We start from the raw sequence: 19,866 nt of genomic DNA, 5'->3' as shown, positions 1-19,866 counted from the left end.
TTTCAAGTCGAACCTGTCTTTAAAGAGAAAATCTACTTAGGGGTGAATTCCAATGTGTACTTGGTCAAACCCGGTAACAGAGGTGACGCTACTCCCTTAACCCAGTCATCATGACCTTTACCATAAAATGGTGAAAGTGGGTGTCCTGACTGGGACGAAGGCATATGGAATATCGCCTGATGTTCATGCCCTGGGGACACAACCATTCGTTGTGAAGAACCAAAGGCAACACCTTGTACTCTGGGCATAAACGTATCACCCCGGACTGGCTCCTGCGGCATATCCAACAACCAGCCTAAAGCCGGAATCGCTTTTGACAGGGGATGCTGAATATTCGTGGTATTGTGAGCCCCCCAGGTTGCTTTATCAATGCTACCGTATTTTTCAACCAGCTCCTGATAAGTAGCGCTGGCAACAGACTGACTAAACTCGGTCCAGCTTGCATGTCCGTCTGGCACTAAATGTTGTGGCTGCTGCGTCAATAGCTGCCACATAGGTATTTCCACCTGACTGCGAATTGGTCGGAATGACAGATCTAGCGCCTTGTCTTTACTGGCTTCCTGCATCATTTTGGTTAGTGGCGAAAAAAGCTCATCCCTTAAATTAAGTCTGAACTGGCGCACAAAAAGATACCCAACCGAGTCGATTGACGCGCGCGCCTGCCACTGATTTAGCTGTTCTACAAGTTGCGCATAATCATTGTCATTAACAAACTCATCGGTCAGTACCGTGTCTAATAAATAGCGATGCCAAGGCGTTAGAAATACCGCTTTGTCATCATTTTGAATATCTAACAAATCTTGTTCAGTAAACTTTTCAATCGCCATTAAACCATCGCGAATTTGTTGACTGCGAGCGCCTAGTGCATAGCCACCATTACCAAGTTTTTGATACATATCATCGCCAACAACACGACTATTTCCGGTCCATAAACGATTCTGCTCCGGGTTTAGCACCACAGGGTATTCATCGGAGTTAAGGTAACCCGACCAGCCAATATCGCCGGTGCTCCAGTCCTGAGGGACAGCCCAGCCCTGACTGCCGGTATTATCCAGGCCAAACTTTCTCGGTATCGCGCCGGCAATTGTCCAGGCGATACTGCCATACCTATCACCCACCATTAAGTTTTGTGCCGGGATCCCCGCACTGTGGGCAGCTTCGATAGCTTGTTCAACATTTTGTGCGTATTCCAAACCAAACAGATTAAAGTTAACACCTTCAGCATCATGAGCCACCCAGCGCATGGCAAGCTGGTTACCCTGATGATCTTCACCAATCACCGGCCCCCATTGGGTTAACTTAATGTCGATGCTATTACTTTGCTGACCTTTTATCGCTATCGCTTCCTGTTCAACGACAAAGGATTTATACCCTTCTGGCGTTAAATACTGAGTTCCATCTTCCGATACCACCAATTTAATCAGATCGTTCCAGTCTCCGTAACTATTAGTAAATCCCCAGGCAATATTGTGGTTACTACCGACAACAATAGCCGGCGTGCCCGGTAAGGAAACGCCATCAATTAATAGCGGCTGATCGTTTGCGGTATAGCGCAGACTGGTTCGATACCAGATATTGGGAACGGCAATGCCTAAATGCATATCATCGGCAACAATGGCGCTGCCCGTTTTTGAGACGTTTCCGGAAACAGCCCAGTTATTACTCCCTTTGAAGCCTTCCTGATTATCCGGAAATAGTGCGAATTGCTGAGCGTGATTGATGGTTTCTGCGTTTGCTAAGTTTACTACGTTTGCTAAGTTTACTGCGCTCAGATCATCCGCAAAGACTTCCCCTTCGGGCATTTCGCCCTTAGGTAATTGCGTACCATCTACCGCCGCATCCCAGTTTGAACCTTCCGGAATTAAAAACTGAAATCCCTCTTCTGAGAGCAGATCTGACATTGCCCCCAATAATAATTCCCTGTCGCCATATTCATATTGCAAGTCCATATACATAGAATAGAGCACCAACATACTATCTTGTGGCAACCAAGGCTTTGGTGTTGCACCAAGTAAGGCATATTCAAAAGGGTTAGCCGCAAGATCCTCTAAACCTTGATTCACGCCTGCCGTATAACTTTGCAAAATCGATTGTTGTTCTTCCGTGAGCAAGGAAACAAATTGAGTGACACGTTTTCTGAACTGGTGCACACGGATTTTTTGATCGTGTTTAAAAGCTAATTCACCAAATAATTCCGACAGTTCCCCAGCAGAGTTTCGGCGTAATAAATCCATTTGGAAAAAACGCTCCTGCGCGTGCAAATAGCCTAACGCAACACTCACGTCCTGACGGTTACTGCCGTTGATTTGAGCGATGCCCTGCTCATCTCTGGATACGATTACGGTTTGCTCCACGTCTGCTTGCACTTGACCGTCGAGTATCGGCAAGCTTTGCCGTAGGTAAAAATAGATGGCGGCAACCACCAGAATGAGAATAACGAATATAATTTTTGTGGATTTAACCAACAGATTAGCCATAAAGCTATCCTTATATTTATTGTTTTTATAATGAGCCGTAGTGTTATCCAAATAAGCACAAATCCAAAAACCTCAAAGATGAAAAGAGGTTGGATATTTCTACATATTGGACTGATGTTATGAGTGTAACTTAAACGGGATAAAGAAAGACAGTCAGACTTTGTCTTAGCGTTATCTTTAGGTTGTTAGAAGGACGTGAGTAATCGGGAGATCTGGCTGCACCTTGGAAAATATATCAACAAGCCTCATTTAATGAGAATAGGTTTCGACACCAACACCAACACCGGCACCATCTCCAGTTCCAGCACCAATAGCAACAGGCTGGGGTGAGGTACAGGAAGTACTAATCAAACTAGTTTCATCGACTAAGGCTTTCGATATCAAAGGGGCTATATCAAGAGGCCAATATCAAGAGGCCAGAGTTGTTGAATATCAACGATTCTGACATCTTGATTTTAGTAGTTCTTACTAATGACTAATGGAATAAGGCAGCTTTAATATTGGTGCTATAGCTACGGTAATATTGTTTCAAGCTACCATTAAATTTAGGGACATAAGTGACACCGAATCCGACCTGATTATTGTCCCAAAGCGCCGCACCATAACTCACATTAAAAATCCATTCATTGCCCGTAACCTCCGGCAATTGAAATTTAATGGTCCCTTTAACGAGCGAATCATCACTTGAATCTAGAAGGTCGATTTCCAACCGAACGGTTTGCGTGAAATAGATATTGGTGTATATATTAAGGTCGTTTAAATCAGAAAGATCATCACTCAAAAAATAGGCACCAATGGTCCAATTAGAAAAGTAATACTCTCCCGTCACTGAAAAATAGTCACTTGTATTAGATGGACCAAATACCGTTTGGTAAGCGAGCTCTAATCGACCAACCTCTGGATTTCTGGTAAAAATCGATGCTCGCAAATTCTGAAAATCGCTACTATCGGAATCGCCATTAATAAAAATCGTGTTCGCACCAATGGAACTACCAAAATGTTCTCCGATACCGAATGTACCGTCAGCTTGAAGCGTATAAAAATCAACGTCATTCCAATTGCCTTCCAAACTAACACTGTAATTATTTTCGGCGACAGCTTTTGTGTGAGTTTCTTCCTTGGCGGACTCTGCATACGCAGGTGCTGCAGAGAAAGTTAGCATTAATAATAGTGCAGTAATTTTTGTCATTCATACATCCTTGATACGTCTTATTTTCAATGAAAGAATCTAAACAGATATCTAATCTACTGATTTGAAAGATTAAACTACGCAATTGAAAACCTCTGTTCAAGCTATTTATGATGTAAATCTTGTTAGGATTTAACGCCCCATTGATTGGACCAATCAAGAGTGAAGAGCGTAAATGCGTCGCCTAAGTCACCGCGTTTTCGCATGTTATTTCACTCTGCGGGGCTTTTTCGCTACACTAGCGCCTAATATTCCTCTGAATTCTTACCACCAATTTTATGGACGACTTTTTCCCCCTAGTCCGACTGCCGGGCAATAACGAAGGTATCCCAACAACGGATGCCCAGCGTTTGTTTCATGGTCGTGGCCATCAATATGCCGGCTTTGAACACATTTGTATCGACTGGATAAAGCCAGTGGTGGTGATTTCCCTATTTAGAGAAGAAGACGAGAACTTCTTACGTGCACTGGCACAATGTTTACAACGCAGCATACCTGAATGTAAATCGGTGCAGGTGCAAGAAAGATTTCTGGCTAAGGCACCTTATCGATTATTGCTGGGTGAGCAAATTGAGGCATTAGAAGCAACGGAAGCAGGTCTTAAATACGGCCTAACCTTAGGTAAATCGCAAAACCATGGCTTGTTTTTTGATATGCGAAATGGCCGAGAATGGGTAAAACATCATGCCCAAGATAAAAACGTGTTAAATCTATTTGCCTATACCTGTGCCTTCTCCATTGCCGCCATTGCTGGTGGTGCCAGACAAGTCGTCAATATTGATATTGCCAAAGCTCCCTTGGCTCGAGGACGAGATAACCATCGTCTGAATAAGCACCTACTTGAAAAGGTAAAATTTGAAGGCGTCGATATCTTTAAATCCTATGCTCGCCTGCGCAAATATGGCCCTTATGAATTGCTAATTTGCGATCCACCATCATTTCAAAAGGGTAGTGTTAATATTCAGCGCGACTACGGTAAAATCATTCGCCGCTTGCCACAATTAATGGCCGATAATGGTCTAATCATGCTGTGTCTAAATTCACCGGATTTAGACCAGCAATTCCTTAAAGATACGGTCGAAAAAGAATGCCCTGATTGTGAATTTATTGAAGAGCTACTGCCGCCAGACGTGTTTATTGACGCTATGCCAGGTAAAGGTTTAAAAGTATTAATTTACCGCTACCGAAAACTGTAGCCCTCAACTCGCTGCCAGTATCTTTATACCAATAAGAATGAGAATCACACCGCCAAAGATTTCTGCTTTACCCTCAAGCCAGGTGCCGCTTCGATGACCTATATACACGCCAAAACCGCTAAATAATGCCGTAATTAACGCGATAATGGCACAGGCTAGAAGTGGCTGCACAGATAGCAATGTCAGACTAAACCCCGCAGCCATGGCATCAATGCTGGTGGCCAGTGACAGGATCAACATAACTTTAAATGTGATTTTTGAAATGTCTTCTTCAATGCCTTCAGCAAACCCTTCATAAATCATTTTAATGCCTACTAACATGAGCAGGAAAAACGCCAACCAGGTGGCATAACTATCGATCCAGCCGAGCATGCCTTTGCCGCCAAGATAGCCGAGCAGCGGCATAATGCCCTGAAAAAAACCAAACATAAATGCCGCTAAAATCGCCAGTTTCTTTTTTGATGGCACCGCTTTTGAGCCTAAGCCGATAGAAACGGCAAAGGCATCCATACTCAGAGCAATAGCAAGAAAAATGACTTCCAACATAAACGTTAATTTTTAAAGGCGTGGATTAAGCTTATACCAATTCAGTTTACTTGCTTTATCGCCGTAATATTCGTGAATTAACCAGAGGAATATTCCTATTGGAAAAGTTGCTAAGTGCTCTGAAATTATTTTTTGGGGTACTAGATAAATGTTAAAGCTAACTCCGGTTAAATCACTACCCGAACCGCCAATGCAATTAACACCACGCCAGTGACTTTATCGACGATGGCGCTATTTTTCTTCAGGCGATTTAGCACCGGTCCCCGGGACAATCCATAAGCCACGATACAATACCATAGGGTATCAATACCGCCGACCGTAAATATCATGATAAGTTGTTGCTTAAGCGTGGCATTGGCGTCGACAAACTGGCTGAATAGTGCCAGAAAAAACAACGCCAATTTAGGATTTAAAAAGGCAATAAGAAAACCATCACGCCAACCGTGGACTTTATGCTCCGCGCCATTTTGCTGGTGTTCAAACTCGATATTTGTGCCTTTGCTGCGCAAGGCATTAATGGCTAAATACAGCAGAAATGCCGCGCCAGCGTATTGAACAATCGCAAATAACATAGGTGACTGAACAATGACCAGTCCGATACCAGTGACAGCTATAGCTGCATAAAGAGCGACACCAAAGCCATGGCTAATGGCAGTTGCAAGACCGGCTGCTTGACCACCTAACATGGTATTTCTTACTACTAACGCCAGGCTTGGCCCTGGCGACAAGGCCCCTAAGATACACACCAGCACTAAAGACAACCAAAGTTCTAACGCCATTTCTTACTTTATCCATCAAAAACAATGCACTTATCATAGCAAGTGCGCATCATAAACTACACTGTAACAATAATTGATTTATTCAAATTCTTATCGGGAGCCCTTAACATGCAAGCGACGAAAACCTCCAGGACAATGTCCATTGCGCTTACCCTATTTTGTCTGGCAGCTTGTCAGCAAGCATTTGCAAGACAAGATTGTCAACTTGCCTCGAACGAATTACGCCAGTTGGAAAACGATATTCGCCAAGCGAATAATCGCTATAACAATATACAACGCCAAGGTAATTCACAGCGAAATATGCCGCAAAGTGAAGCGGAAAGACAACAGCAGGAAATGGAGCGGCAGCGGCACCAAAAACAGCAGCAGCAATACCAACAACGCCGCAATGACTTAAATAAAATCCTTAATGCCTGCCGACGGATCAAAAATCAGAATTAGTTTTATCCGCCAATTATTCGTAAATTAAACGAAAAGAGTCAATAAACAAGGTTTTCAAATACCACGAAACACAATAATAACAATGAGTTACAATCATGGTTCAATTATTGCTGCATTGATATTAAATCCAAACATGGTTTGATATCAAAGGGACAAAAATGTTACTGACGAGAATTAAAACTCAATTATTGATGATTCTGGGCTGGTTTTTACTGGCCATTGGCGTGATTTTTATTCTATTGCCAGGACCGGCAATTCTATTTATCCCATTAGGGTTGGGAATATTGAGCCTAGAGTATACATTTGCAAAACGTTGGCTGCGCAAATATCAAAGATATTCCGGTGAAGCCGCGAGAAAAATGGACGACTGGTTTACCAGAGAAAGATTCAAGCGAGTGTTTAAGCGGAATTGATAAGGCCTAGCCAATTCCGCTTGGGTGACAAGTGACGAGTGGCGCGTAATTTACTTCGCATACAATTACGCTTGGGTGTCAGACTTCGCAGACGACGCGAAGTCAGGTGTCATCACAAAATCAAAAAACGATTTTGTGAAGGTGCCGACTTAAACAAAGGCTATTCGTTGACACCGTTGACACCCTAACGAGGAATCTATTTCTCGTTTGACACCGCTTGAAAGTTGTCCATTTCGAGCTGACACCTCGCCTGAGCAGAGGCAACTCGCGCAAAGGCTATTCGTTGACACCGCTTAAAAGCAGTTCCTTTCAAGCTGACACCTTTTGAATTTCAGTTAAAGCTGGAATTCAAAGTTCCAGAAATGAAAAAACGCAGTAGGAAATGCGCTGCCCTACTGCGCTTTTTGCTCCCCAACTAACCGTTTACAGACGATTAATTATCCTGTTAAGCGTTTACGACTTGTTGCTTGTGGTACGCCTCTTTCATTGCCATATATTGCTGATACACCGCATCCATGATTTCTTGGTCATACTCACGCAAGCCACTCAGCACCATATGTTTCTCACCATAGCCAATGGTTTCACCATTGGAATTAAAATCAAATACCAGGCGAGCTTTGCCTCGCTTACCATCAACGACAAGCTCAGTCTCTTTTTCGTTAAATTTCAGCGTGACTTCTTTTACATCAACGGTGTCTAGGTGGATTTTCATGCTTTCATACATCACCATCGGGCGGGCAGGATTAATCATCACCGAATTTTTGCGCATCAAATCGCCTAAGATATGCGGAAATGTATCGCCTGAAAAAGCCACATAAGAACGAACCAAAGACTCAGTAAGTGTTTCACAGCGACTATTTTTACCACTAACATCCACCGACAGGTAGGCTTTGTCATTATCATCAATAACGCTCGCCGACTCTTGAATATCCTCTGGAAAATAAAGTTCGTTGGCATCGGTTACCATGCCTGAGAAGGTAAATGACATTTCCTGGTTTAAGCCGGACTTATCCAGGATAACCGAAAATAACAAATCGCCTGGAACACAGAATCGCTTGGCGGTGATGTCATGCAAAGGATTGAAATCATCGGCAACATTTTTAGCAAAATCGCTAGCCTGCTGACGGCTAAAGCATACTTTCGCATCTTTATTTTGATAAAACTGGCGGATAAACATAGTTTGCCTAAACAAAGTAAAAAGGTAATTGGCGGCTAGTTTACCCAGCAAAAAACAGCAAGTCGATGCAATTCATACTAATCAGACCTCTGTACACCTGTACACTGAACTGATTTTATTGCGCCAAAAGGTAAGTAAGTGCTTATTTCTGGAAGTGATAACTGCGTACATAATAGCAAGATAGGGAGTAGACAGAGCAAATTTAACGCTAAAGGAATTTGTCATATGTGGACGATACCTTTGCCGTTGTCGCTGCGGCTATGTGTCTGTTAATGCAGTCTCGTGCGCTGATATCAGTTGGATTTTTTGCTTGCGCGAAAGCTTTTTAATTTCCGCTTCGCGCTTTGCGGCTCCGCTACGATCGGGCTGGGATTCCTGGTAGATGAGCTCGACAGGACGTCGCGCTCTGGTATATTTTGCCCCCTTTTGATTATCCTGATTATGTTCCTTCAGACGTTTATCCACATCAATGGTAATACCGGTGTACAAACTTTGATCGGCACAGCGAAGAATATAGACAAACCAAGAAGACGACATAAATACCATTGAACCTTATTTAAGAATCCCTCACTATATAGAGATAGATAAATAAGGCAATAACATGATCCCCGTCAGCAAACAGACTCCCGACTTTGTTATCGATGAAAATGACATTGAGTTTACCGCCATTCGCTCACAGGGCGCAGGTGGTCAGAATGTCAATAAAGTCGCCACCGCAATTCACTTGCGCTATGACATTAAAAGCGCCAATTTACCGGAGCATTATCGACAGCGAATACTCGCGTTAACGGACCATCGCATTACCAAAGAAGGAGTCGTGATCCTAAAATCTCAGGAACATCGAACTCAGGAAATGAACAAGGCGGCAGCTATCGCACGTTTAATTGAAGTGCTATTACCTGCATCAAAAACCGTTAAAACGCGACGCCCTACCAAGCCCAGTAAATCAGCGAAAGCCAAACGCATGGACAAAAAGAGCCAGCGCGGTAACCTAAAAGCAACGAGATCCAAGGTTAAACTCTAATGACAAATCACTTTACCGGCCATTTAAGTAAAATGGCCACAGAACTTATCGATGGCGTCGCCCATTACACACTCAAAGCCGGCGAGCATCGCTTAGCGTTAAACCCACTCATTGGCCAGAAATTAACCCTGACTCACACAGGACAAATCCACTGCCAAAGCTGCGGCAAAAAAACCAAAAAGAGTTACTCTCAGGGTTTTTGCTATCCGTGCATGATGAAGCTAGCGCAATGTGACATGTGTATATTAAAACCGGAAAAATGTCATTTTGAACAAGGCACCTGTCGTGAACCACAGTGGGGAGAAGCCAATTGTTTTGTGCCCCATTATGTGTATCTTGCCAACACCACCGCGATTAAAGTCGGTATTACCCGTCACACGCAAATACCAACGCGTTGGATGGATCAGGGCGCAAATCAGGCATTGCCAATTTTTAAAGTCGATTCGCGCTTACAATCCGGATTGGTTGAAACCGCATTAGCAGAGCTCATTAGCGATAAAACCAACTGGCGTAATATGCTAAAGGGCAAAGCCGATGCTATTGATTTAAAACAGCGAGCGCTGGAACTTATCCCTGAGATCAGCAAACGCCTGGATGAATTAAGGCTTCGTTTTGGCGGCGACGCCATCGAGCAACTGGATGAAGATGTAATCGATATTGATTACCCGGTAGATCTATATCCGACCAAGATTAGCTCATTCAACTTCGATAAAACACCTGAAGTATCCGGCGTTTTACAAGGTATCAAGGGCCAGTATTTAATTTTCGATACCGGCGTTATTAACCTGCGCAAATTCACCTCTTACGAAGTCACCGTAACCACAAGCTAGGTGATGAAAATCAGGGACGATATGAAACATACTGAAAGAAGCAGATCCGTGGCTTGGCTTTTATGCCTTGCCATCCTGCTGATTTTTATGCCCTTGTGGGAAAGTTGGTATGGTGTCACCTTATGGGGCCTTAACCTTTATTCACCAGCACACATGGATGTGCTTGCTGATTATTTGCGCCCGGTTAAGATCGTTCTGGTTTGTGCTGGCGTTTTCCTCTTAACCCACAAAGCTAAGGCCTTTAAAGCGGTTATCCATTCACGTATCGCTGGCAATCTGGTTTTAGCCGCATGTTATATTTTCGCCGCACTGCAAATTATCTTGCTTACCCTGGGTATATTTTTCCTTACCGCGTCTGATTCCGATTTAGGTTACATCCATCAGGAACATAACCTTAACCAACATACCATCTATATCCACACCGCCGATCCTGGTGCGATGGCAAAAGCGTATCACTATGTGTATTTAAAGTGCCCATTGCCATTCAACCGCTATGCACTACACACTATCGGTCGCTTAAACTGGATGCGGAAATTTAACCTGAAATCAAACGACAATACGCTGATATTTACTCCGCTTAATGCATTAGCATCAGAAAGTGTAGACCCACAGACACTGGATGTTGGCCCCCTATCGTGCGCGTTCAATAATCCACAAGTACTTTAGTTTCATACCAATCCCACTAAGTTTGTGCACAACTCAGAGTTAGCGCCGTAAATGGGCCTTAAGATAAACTCCTCGAGTTTAAGTGGGGTCAGAGTCAATTAGCGACAAAAGATCTTGAAATAATTCAAATCGTTAACTGCGATACATACATGACTCTGTCCCCATAAAATCTCTCCGCCGCCTGCTTATTCAACAAAAGGGTCACTAAACTTTTCATCGGCCAGCATCTGCGAATATGTCAGGGTATGTAGCCACTTGGTGATAAAAAAATGCCGGCGAAAGCCGGCATTTAAACCCTGATGATTTAACGTCATCATCAGGCAGCGAGTTTTTCTTTCGTTTCCCGTTGTTTCGTGTTTTCCTTTGGCAGACGGGCTGATGCACTTGGTGGACGCTGCAGGTAGCTACTGCTAAATCCAGCAAGAACAACCAACAATAACAAGTACAAACCACGGTAATCGGTCTCGTGCTCAACCACTTCGGTCTGCTCAAGTTTTTGCCCTGTGACCTGCTCCGTTTGCGGCTGTGCAGCGGCTATGGGTGGAACCTGAGCTAAAGCTTCAGCGAGCGCCTGCGTTAGAGGCGTTAAACCAAAACCTGCAGCCGTGCTATCCATAAACTCTTTGAACTTCTCGTTATCCGTTGCTACATCAAACTCCGTCGCCAGCTCGGTATAGGTTTCTACCATAGTTTGTAGTGTCTGTTCATCCGCTTGCCAGTAGCCTTTACGAACCGCTTCTAACATGCGCTCTAGCATTTGCGCCAGAGCTTCTGCATTGTGCTGTTCAAAAAACTCCCGCATATCCAGTTCATACTTATCATTAACATAGACTTCGAAGAATTCCTGCCAATGGTCATCACGAACCGCATCCGGTGTCATCACTTCCCAACCCCACATATTGTTCATGCGATCAAGAATGGCAGTGGCGCCAGCATAACCTGATTCCTGCATCGCCTGAATCCAGCGCGGGTGAAAATAACGGCTACGCATTTCCTGATTTAGAAAAGCTTCCATGGTTTGCGCTTTCACATTGTCTTTGCGACGCAAATTAGACACGTACATCTGAGGCGTTTCACCGTCTAAATGACGTACCGCAAGACCGATACCTCCAAAGTACTGGAACGGGTCATCGTTGGTCATCAAGGCATACAGGTTGGTGGAACGGGAGAACACCACACCATCTGTGCCAGACAAGACTTTGGCGTAAAGATTGTCACCAGTAACATTTTCGCTCCAGCGTGACTCGTCTTTACCAAAGGCATAGCCCATTCGGTCTAAATACAAATTTGCCAGTTTACTATCATCTTCCCAGCTATCGGAATCCAGTGATGCGCCGGCAAGGCCAGTACCATAATTTCCTGTTTCATTAGAAAAGATACGTAAGGTCGATAAATAATCGGCGTCTTCAGCTGATTTACCGGACTCTAGAAGCTCTTTTTTCAAAGCGTTAGCATGACGATAAACAAAGTTATTGTCTTCTTTTAGCTTTCCGATTTCATCAATGGCTTTAGCCAGGAAAAGCATTACATTCGGGAATGCATCCCGATACAAACCGGTTGCAGAGATAACCACATCAACCCGTGGACGGCCCAACTCCGAGTAAGGAATGACTTCTGTACCAGTTACATTGCCTGCACGGTTCCAGACAGGTTTAACCCCCATGGCATGAAGAATCTGCGCTTCCAAGGCGCCTTGATGACGCATGGTTTCCAGTGACCATAATGAGAACGCTAGCTTGTCAGGGTACTTACCATGCTTGGCATAGTAATCTTCAATGGTCTGATCCATTAATTTCACACCGGCTTGATAGGCTTCTTTGGAAGGCACTTTCGCCGGGTTAAAGCCAATCAGGTTACGGCCAGTTGGCGCAGCATCCGGGTTTCGAATGGGATCGCCACCGTGACTGACGCCAATATAACCGGCATCAAGCGCCAACAATAGATTGCTGATTTCGGCGATATTGTCAAAGTTATGCCAGTAGCTGTCTGCCAGTTCCAGATCGGCAGCCAGAGCCGTATCTGGCGCTGCAGGTAACAAATTTGCATCGGCTTTATTGTCAATCAAGTGACGCTTTAATAGCTGGAAACCATCCAGCGCTTCAAGGTTAACGACCTGGCGTTCATCAAGACGATTTTGTTCAGCGACTGCCAGGGAATTAGCTTTTTCATAGGCCGCGGCGCGCTCGGCAAAATCATCACCCAACATTTGAATGATGGTACTGAGTAAATGCGCTTCTTTTGGCAATAAACCAAAGGTATGAACCCCAAGCGGCTGGCTTTGCTGGACCATATCGTTTAAGTGATCCTGCATCTTAGCGATCGCATCATCAAGGACAAAGCCTTCAGCATTTGGATCTACGCCGAGATCCTTAAACAGGGATAACTCAGTCGCTAAGTCTTTAATTGATTGTTCGGTGTTCGCGCGGGTCTGCCCCTGCTCTAGCATCATATAGTTGGTGATCAACTCATTTAACTTAGCAACGTCAGCATAAAGGCCTGCTTTGGCAAAGCCCGGGGTTAAATGAGAAATCATCGTCGCACGACCGCGACGTTTCGCCTGCATGGCTTCGCCAACATTGTCGATAATGTACGGGTAGAATACCGGCAAATTGCCAATGGCTAAATTGGGCGCATCCCAAACCGATAAACCGCGTTCTTTACCGGTTAGCCATTCCTGTGAACCATGAGTACCCAGATGGATATAGGCATCGGCATCAAACACTTCGCGAACATATAGATAAATGGCCAGATAGCCGTGAGTTACCGGGGTTTTGGTTGAGTGATATAAGCTGGCATGCTCATCTGGGTCTTCACCGCGAACCCCTTGTGGCAAGACAATCATGTTACCCAGTTCCATGCGCGGGATAACAAACATCTTCTCACCGTTTACTTCGGTGACCATGTTCGAGTCGCCCGGATTCCCCCAACGCTCTACAATCGGTAGTTGGACGTTTTCAGGTAAGGAATTGAACCAACTTAAATAGGTGCTAAGTGGTAAATAGTCGGCCAGACCTTTATCAATTAGCGTCGCCGAATCTTCATTGCGATAATAAGGACGAAGTAAAAGACCCGCTTGTTCAATTAAGGTTTCGTTGTCTTTAACATTGACCTGATAACCACCGGCTTTCATCGCTGTAGCAATTTGTTCAATCGATGACGGTACGTCTAAGAATGCCGCGCCAATGTTTTTCTCACCCGGAGGATAGTTCCAGATAAAGGTGGCTACTTTCTTATCCGCCGCGGCAATATGAGCAAGATTGGCGTGATTATAAGCGCGCTCAACTAATGCGGTTAGCTGGTCTTGCATGATCACTTTCTCGCCCTTGTCATTAGCGGCAATAATCGTCGGATCGGTACTTCCGGTATCTTCTGGCATCACCAAAAAGAATGGCGTTAAAGAAGGCGAAACTCCGGTGTGATTTTCATTGAATGAGGCTTGGTCACCGTCGTTGTAATTCAATGCGTGAATAATCGGAACGCCAAGCTTTTCAAATTCACTGCGGCGCTTATCGACATAATGTAACGAACGGTAGTTGATCAACAAATCAACACGGGTTTGCTGTGTATCATCTTGCAATAAATCGGTGTAGTTAAGCGCCTCGTCATTGCCTTCGAAAAAGTAACCTAACGCTTTCGCACCTTTTGCTTCCAATCCTTTGATGATGGCATCAACAATTTGCGTTTGCTCGTAGTCAACCACAGAGCGATGCATACCAATAGCAATAATGGGTTGTTTGTCAGCAGCCGCCAAAAATTCGAAAAATGCATTTTCATCGGCGGTAACAGCGCCAGGAAAATCATAGTGGTACAAGCCAACATTTGGGGTAACTCGTGGCGAGGCAACGGTTTTATCACTTAGGCTAAAAACGTCAACACTCAGGTAATCCATCATATTGGCATAGTTGTCACGCCCGGCATTTTGATAATAGCTACCAAGCGTTTGTTTCTGCTGTGTCGATAGCCCCTGATTTTGTTTGTCGTTATCCAAATCCCCTAACGAGATAACCGGAACGTCAGAAAACTCCTGCAAATACGCTTGGTATTTACCAAACATAAACGCCGATAATGCCGGATTAATACCGTCGAGCATAATCAAATCGGCGGATTGCCAACGCGCTTTAACGTCGTCTTCGCTTTTTCCTTTGGTAGAATAAATATCAAGATTAAAAGCCTGATCTTTTGCCAGTAAAGCTAATAGTTCACCTTTAGGCTTAGATGCATGAGACGACATGATTAACACTACGTCTTTGGCTTTTTGTTCGGCGGCATTCAGCGGTGCACTTAACACCATTAGCACCGAAAACAGTGCTGTCGCTAGGCGCTTAAACATTATGGTTGTCCTCCGCCAGTAGTGGCATTACCTTGTTCAACGGCTTCTCCCTCTGGAACATATACAAAGCTACCATCCGCCATTTTGTAAGCGACACCAGCTCGCAACCCTTCACCAGAACCGATGTCACCAGTAGATTTATACTGTTTGATTTCCTTACCTTCTTTAACAATCACTTCCATGTTCGGCTCACCGGCATTTTTAATTACCGTGACGTTTTCAGCACTGAAAACACTAATGGGATTTTGCGCCAGAGCAATCAATAGCGCCGCAATAATCACTAGAAATACGTCAACCAGGTTTACTGCACTCACAATTGGGTTCAATTCTTCATCTTCATCAAGAAATCGCATAAGGCACCCTATTTAGTCTTGCTTTTTAAGTTTGGAGATCGCAATCAACTCATTGGCACACCAGCGTTTTTTTACCGAAGCCGGCCAAAAAGTAATCGAAGAAATAACCAATCCCCAGATAACCGCAGCAAAGGCGATTATCAGGTTTTCGCTGATCCCCTGGATGTTTCCATCGGCTAACGCTTGTAGCGCAGGCCCCATCGGGATCATGGTGGCTATCAAGCCGAGCATTGGCGCAATACGGGTCACAATTCGCAAGGTTTCCAGCTTTTTCAAGGCAAACACTTCCAATTCATCCTGGCTTGCGTCCGGGTTTTCTACGAAATAGTTGTATATCGGGAAACCAGCAACACCTTGTGGCTGTTCGCTATTTAATTGGCGGGTGTAAATCAACACATTATTTCTGCGCTGGATCAATTGACTGAAAAAACGACCGAGCGCAAACAAGGCATAGAAGAGTAGTAGCACAATGGCGATGATAACCGGTGTCATCAGCAGTTCTGATACCTGAGCCATTAATTGTTCGATGGATTGAATAAACACAGAGAAGTTCCTTATTGAAATTATGGAACGAACTATAGCGAACCCACAAACAAATAACAATACAAATGATAATAATTATCATTTAGCTTTACAATTGCATTTATCAAGATAATAATAAAACGCAATTTTCCATCACTTAACGCTCATTCTGCAAAATCCAAGAATAAGGAAATGCTATGTATCGCTGTAATAAAACACTGTTAAGCACGGTAATTGCCGGCCAATTTTTACTAACACCTAACGTTTCTGCCAATGAAGAACAACCAGGCCCCCTGACCGATCCCATAGAAACCATTGTTATCAGTGGTAGCAAAACGCCAAAAGCATTGCAGGATGTTGCCGGCAGTATTTCAGTCATAGATGCTGAAACTATTGAAACTCAGGTTGTTACCGACTTGAACGAATTGTTTAAGTACGATCCTTCCATTCAGGTTACTGGCGGTGTTGGTGGTGCTCAGAATATTTTGGTGCGCGGCATGGGCTCTGACCGTATATTGATTATCAAAGATGGCATGCGGATGAGCGAAGGCTACGGTGCCAATGGTCAAAATGATATTGTTGGTCGCGGCTTTATTGATACCGACACATTAAAACAAGTAGAAGTTGCTAAAGGTGCGGCTTCCTCTTTGTACGGTTCTGATGCACTTGGCGGTATTGTCGTGTTCACTACCAAAGATGCCAGCGACTACTTAGAAAATGGAGAGAATTTTGGTGGTCGCGTGAAACTAGAATACTCCGATCACAGCTCGCAAGTCGGTACTGCTGGTACACTAGCACTTAAAACCGGCGAGCTAGAGCACTTGTTAAACGCCAGCTACCGCGATGGTGAAGAACAACAAAACTTCGAAGCATCAAAAGCACCATTTAGCATTGAATCAACGAGTGTTCTATACAAAGCAAAATGGAACATTAACGATGACAACGCGTTAAACTTTATCGTCGACTCCTACAAGCAAGACGTGGAAGGTGACAGTGCCGATGGATTGCTATTTTATTTCCGAGGGTTGGCGCCATATGGTTATAACATCGTTGCCGAAAAAAGCATCACTGAGAAACAATCAACCGCCTACAAGCTGCAATACACCAGCACCAGCAAAACACCTTTTTTCGACTATCTAAATATTTCCTTGTATAACAACACCTCAGAACAAAGCGATGAAGAATACGGTCAACTAGATATTAACGCGCCAATATTCGGCGTGGTCGAATTACGCGATATGTGGAAAACCGGTCTATACAAGCAAGAAACAACGGGATTCCTTTCTAACGCAGCCATTGAATTAAACGACACCCACACCTTGGGTTACGGCTTAGACTATGAAACTACAGAAAGTTTACGTACCTCACATGAGTACCGTGAGGTTGCAGGTGTAAGCACGAAAGACGATGTAACCAACAAATTCCCAACCAATGATGTTAATCGTTTAGGTATCTTTTTTAATGATGAAATCAGCCTATTGGGCGGTGATTTTCTCATTACTCCGGGTGTTCGTTTTGACCAATACAATATGGATCCCAATGGTGCGTTGAAAACCAATGGTGAAGAATTTGCCAAGATTGATGAAAGCCAGACATCATTCAATTTAGGTGCGCTTTACAAAGTTAACAATATGTTCTCGGCGTTTGCTCAATACGGTCAGGGTTTTAAAGTTCCGGCTTACGATCTGGCTTACATCGAGCACTACAACCAGGCGGCATCTACTTACATTTACGAAATTGTTCCAAGTGATGATTTATCACCGGAAGAGAGTGATAGTTTTGAGGTTGGTGTTCGTGGCCATGTTGGCGACCTAATCATCAATGCAGCGATTTACTATACCGAATACGATCAGTTCTTAGCGACTCAATTAATCGATTCTCAAACCGTGTTTAATGAAGATGGCAGTTTCGCTAATCAGCACGATACCTTCCAGTATCAGAACATTGATTCGGTAACGATTAAAGGCGCCGAGCTTGCCATAGACTATGCGCTGAGCAATAGCTGGAGTGTATTCGCCAATGCCTCATATCAGGATGGTAAAGACGATACTACGGACGAGTACATCAACACCATCAGTCCATTGTCGGGTATTTTAGGGGTGACTTTTGACTACGCAGACCTTTCTACACAACTGACATTAAACTGGGCCGATCGGATGAGCAAAGTAAATGAAGCTGAAACAGAGATTGCCGGTTATGGCTCACTGGACTGGTCGCTAAATTATCAGGTTAATGATGCACTGACATTAAATGTTCTCGCCAGCAACTTGCTTGATAAAGAGTATATCCGTTTTGTCAATGTTGCCGGTCATGCGACTGACTCTGATCTTCAGGGTTTTACTGAGCCAGGACGCGGGTTCGCTGCGAATATCTCTTATGAGTTCTAGAAGAGAAACTTTAACTAAGAAACGAAATTTAATCGTTTCGCTTCTGTGAAAGAGGGACTCTAACGAAGGTTATGACCACGGATGGTCGGTATACAGAAAATGCACAAGTGCAAGGACGCACTCTGGTAGAATAACGCAGGAGCAGTTATCGAGGAGCTATCTTCTGAAAAGAAAACCACTCTATTTGTCGTGGCTTTGGGTGGATACTGACGTGGAAGAAAAGCACAAGGTTCCCCCTCTCTTCCATGAGCTGAAATATTGGTTATCCTGTCTGCAATAGCGAAATTTAATCGTTTCGCTGCTCCATTCAGCTTTGATCTCCCAGTGCCCTTTGCTACCTTTAAAGAATCAAAGGCTAACAAATTCATTTCGTTAAATGACGCCATCGACACCACTCATTTCGCAAAACTGTATCGGATTGCTCAAATCAGCAAGCACAGGTCTTTGGCCAGATACCTTCGTATCTGCGTTCGAATATGCTGGACAGCATCAATGATTACCACACTACTGCGAACCATGCGGTTACCATTTTTAATACTGACCCCAGTCTGTATTTTTGTTGCTGCCAGCCTTGTTATCTATGAACAAGTCAATCTCGATTTTATGGTGTTATTTTTAGCCTTGATCGCAGCGCTTTTTGCTCATATCAGCGCCAATGCATTAAACGAGTATCTGGATTTTACCAGCGGCCTTGACGCGACAACAAAACGTACCGCGTTTAGTGGTGGCAGCGGCGCCTTAATTGAAGCCCCAAACATGAAAAACTGGGTGTTATATATCGCTCTGTTATCACTATTGGTAACACTCACTATCGGTCTGTTTTTTTACTATTTGAGAGGACCATTAATCATGATTTATGGTGTTCTCGGTATTTTCTTAATTCTTGCTTATACCCGCTGGCTCAATAAATCAGCACTGGCATGTTTAATTGCACCGGGTTTAGGGTTTGGCACGATTATGGTTAGCGGCAGTCATTTTGCGTTATCGGGAACACAGACTTGCGGTGCATTTTTTGCGGGCTTGATCATGTTTTTTCTGACCAACAACCTATTACTGTTAAACCAGTTTCCGGATATCGATGCCGATCAAAAGGTTGGTCGCAATCACTTGTCCATTCGATATGGCGTTAATACTGCCAGTAAGGTTTATGCGTTGTTTGCCTTGCTTACGGCTCTGACATTGGTGGTGGCAATCGTAAGTAACAGCTTTCCCCAAATAACCGCCATCGCCCTGCTGCCATTGCTCGCCTGCATCTTTTGTTATCACGGGAGTAAAACCCATGGCTCGAGCCTTGGCGACCACCCCGTCTATCTGGGGGTTAATACAATAATCACCCTTGTCGTTCCTTTGATAATCGCCGTAGCGTTATTACTGACATAACCTTCCACACAAAATAAAACGTCCACTGAAAATAAACACACCAGCAAATTCACTCTAAAAGCTCTGGTATCCGAATGATTTATACCAATCCCATTAAATTATTGCTCACTCAGTGAGAATTTAAAGGCTTTTAGACAAGGCTTTGATTGCAGAGAA

The 19,866-nt window shown here is 44.0% G+C and carries 18 protein-coding genes; 8 read left to right on the top strand and 10 right to left on the bottom strand.

The genetic code is table 11. The features are described from left to right. Positions 1–32: 32 nt before the first annotated feature. Positions 33–2,477: a penicillin acylase family protein gene (locus ACHUFQ_RS11685; RefSeq protein ID WP_394175758.1), complete on the bottom strand. Its 2,445-nt coding sequence runs from the start codon at positions 2,475–2,477 to the stop codon at positions 33–35. Positions 2,478–2,952: 475 nt separating this feature from the next. After that, a complete protein-coding gene (locus ACHUFQ_RS11680; RefSeq protein ID WP_394175756.1) occupies positions 2,953–3,666 on the bottom strand; it encodes a hypothetical protein in 714 nt (237 codons plus the stop codon). A 278-nt stretch (positions 3,667–3,944) separates the two neighbouring features. Here ACHUFQ_RS11680 and ACHUFQ_RS11675 point away from each other — a divergent pair, with 278 nt between their 5' ends. Continuing rightward, entirely contained in the window at positions 3,945–4,862 is a 918-nt protein-coding gene (locus tag ACHUFQ_RS11675; RefSeq protein ID WP_394175755.1) for a class I SAM-dependent methyltransferase, read from the top strand. A 3-nt stretch (positions 4,863–4,865) separates the two neighbouring features. On the opposite strand, the gene ACHUFQ_RS11670 is transcribed toward ACHUFQ_RS11675, so the two are convergent. Both ACHUFQ_RS11670 and ACHUFQ_RS11665 read right to left on the bottom strand, forming a co-directional pair. Continuing rightward, positions 4,866–5,408: a manganese efflux pump MntP gene (locus ACHUFQ_RS11670; RefSeq protein ID WP_394175753.1), complete on the bottom strand. Its 543-nt coding sequence runs from the start codon at positions 5,406–5,408 to the stop codon at positions 4,866–4,868. 167 nt (positions 5,409–5,575) lie between these two features. Continuing rightward, positions 5,576–6,187, bottom strand: a complete 612-nt coding sequence (locus ACHUFQ_RS11665) for a LysE family translocator (RefSeq protein WP_394175751.1) — start codon at positions 6,185–6,187, stop codon at positions 5,576–5,578. Positions 6,188–6,295: 108 nt separating this feature from the next. Between ACHUFQ_RS11665 and ACHUFQ_RS11660 the strand changes: the two genes are divergently transcribed. Together ACHUFQ_RS11660 and ACHUFQ_RS11655 are read left to right on the top strand one after the other, a co-directional pair. Continuing rightward, a complete protein-coding gene (locus tag ACHUFQ_RS11660) occupies positions 6,296–6,628 on the top strand; it encodes a hypothetical protein (RefSeq protein WP_394175749.1) in 333 nt (110 codons plus the stop codon). 158 nt (positions 6,629–6,786) lie between these two features. Beyond that, positions 6,787–7,041, top strand: a complete 255-nt coding sequence (locus ACHUFQ_RS11655) for a PGPGW domain-containing protein (protein WP_394175747.1) — start codon at positions 6,787–6,789, stop codon at positions 7,039–7,041. 445 nt (positions 7,042–7,486) lie between these two features. Here the strand turns inward: ACHUFQ_RS11655 and ACHUFQ_RS11650 are convergent, their stop codons facing one another. Next, positions 7,487–8,218: a DUF3581 family protein gene (locus ACHUFQ_RS11650; protein WP_394175746.1), complete on the bottom strand. Its 732-nt coding sequence runs from the start codon at positions 8,216–8,218 to the stop codon at positions 7,487–7,489. Positions 8,219–8,476: 258 nt separating this feature from the next. Next, on the bottom strand, positions 8,477–8,755 hold the full coding sequence (locus tag ACHUFQ_RS11645; protein WP_394175745.1) for a GIY-YIG nuclease family protein: 279 nt from the start codon (positions 8,753–8,755) through the stop codon (positions 8,477–8,479). Positions 8,756–8,819: 64 nt separating this feature from the next. Between ACHUFQ_RS11645 and arfB the strand changes: the two genes are divergently transcribed. Genes arfB through ACHUFQ_RS11630 form a run of 3 tightly spaced genes read left to right on the top strand, consistent with a single transcriptional unit; the run spans position 8,820 to position 10,738 of the window. After that, positions 8,820–9,242, top strand: coding sequence for an alternative ribosome rescue aminoacyl-tRNA hydrolase ArfB (gene arfB / locus ACHUFQ_RS11640; protein WP_394175743.1), 423 nt, complete (start codon positions 8,820–8,822; stop codon positions 9,240–9,242). Next, entirely contained in the window at positions 9,242–10,072 is an 831-nt protein-coding gene (locus ACHUFQ_RS11635; RefSeq protein WP_394175741.1) for a DUF2797 domain-containing protein, read from the top strand. The genes arfB and ACHUFQ_RS11635 overlap by 1 nt, the downstream gene beginning before the upstream one ends. A 48-nt stretch (positions 10,073–10,120) precedes the next feature. Next, positions 10,121–10,738, top strand: coding sequence for a hypothetical protein (locus tag ACHUFQ_RS11630; protein ID WP_394175739.1), 618 nt, complete (start codon positions 10,121–10,123; stop codon positions 10,736–10,738). A 185-nt stretch (positions 10,739–10,923) separates the two neighbouring features. Here ACHUFQ_RS11630 and ACHUFQ_RS11625 read toward each other — a convergent pair whose 3' ends face one another. The 4 genes from ACHUFQ_RS11625 to ACHUFQ_RS11610 are packed head-to-tail and all read right to left on the bottom strand — an operon-like array spanning position 10,924 to position 15,964. Next, entirely contained in the window at positions 10,924–11,055 is a 132-nt protein-coding gene (locus ACHUFQ_RS11625; RefSeq protein WP_394175737.1) for a hypothetical protein, read from the bottom strand. Beyond that, positions 11,055–15,068: a cobaltochelatase subunit CobN gene (gene cobN / locus ACHUFQ_RS11620; RefSeq protein ID WP_394175735.1), complete on the bottom strand. Its 4,014-nt coding sequence runs from the start codon at positions 15,066–15,068 to the stop codon at positions 11,055–11,057. Before cobN ends, ACHUFQ_RS11625 begins: the two co-directional genes overlap by 1 nt. Continuing rightward, positions 15,068–15,421, bottom strand: a complete 354-nt coding sequence (locus ACHUFQ_RS11615) for a DUF2149 domain-containing protein (protein WP_138318474.1) — start codon at positions 15,419–15,421, stop codon at positions 15,068–15,070. The genes cobN and ACHUFQ_RS11615 overlap by 1 nt, the downstream gene beginning before the upstream one ends. A gap of 12 nt (positions 15,422–15,433) precedes the next feature. Continuing rightward, positions 15,434–15,964 (bottom strand): MotA/TolQ/ExbB proton channel family protein, encoded by a 531-nt coding sequence (locus ACHUFQ_RS11610; RefSeq protein ID WP_394175733.1) that lies wholly within the window; start codon positions 15,962–15,964, stop codon positions 15,434–15,436. A gap of 176 nt (positions 15,965–16,140) precedes the next feature. Here ACHUFQ_RS11610 and ACHUFQ_RS11605 point away from each other — a divergent pair, with 176 nt between their 5' ends. Together ACHUFQ_RS11605 and ACHUFQ_RS11600 are read left to right on the top strand one after the other, a co-directional pair. Further along, positions 16,141–18,330 carry a TonB-dependent hemoglobin/transferrin/lactoferrin family receptor gene (locus ACHUFQ_RS11605; protein WP_394175731.1) on the top strand — a complete coding sequence of 730 codons (2,190 nt, stop codon included), beginning with the start codon at positions 16,141–16,143 and terminating at the stop codon, positions 18,328–18,330. A 492-nt stretch (positions 18,331–18,822) separates the two neighbouring features. Further along, on the top strand, positions 18,823–19,710 hold the full coding sequence (locus ACHUFQ_RS11600; protein WP_394175729.1) for a prenyltransferase: 888 nt from the start codon (positions 18,823–18,825) through the stop codon (positions 19,708–19,710). The last annotated feature ends 156 nt before the right edge of the window (positions 19,711–19,866 follow it).

Source organism: Thalassotalea litorea (assembly GCF_043642205.1).
In the GTDB taxonomy this organism is placed as follows: domain Bacteria; phylum Pseudomonadota; class Gammaproteobacteria; order Enterobacterales; family Alteromonadaceae; genus Thalassotalea_A; species Thalassotalea_A litorea.
The sequence above is the reverse complement of the archived record's forward strand: the minus strand, read 5'-3'. Positions and strand labels throughout refer to the sequence as shown.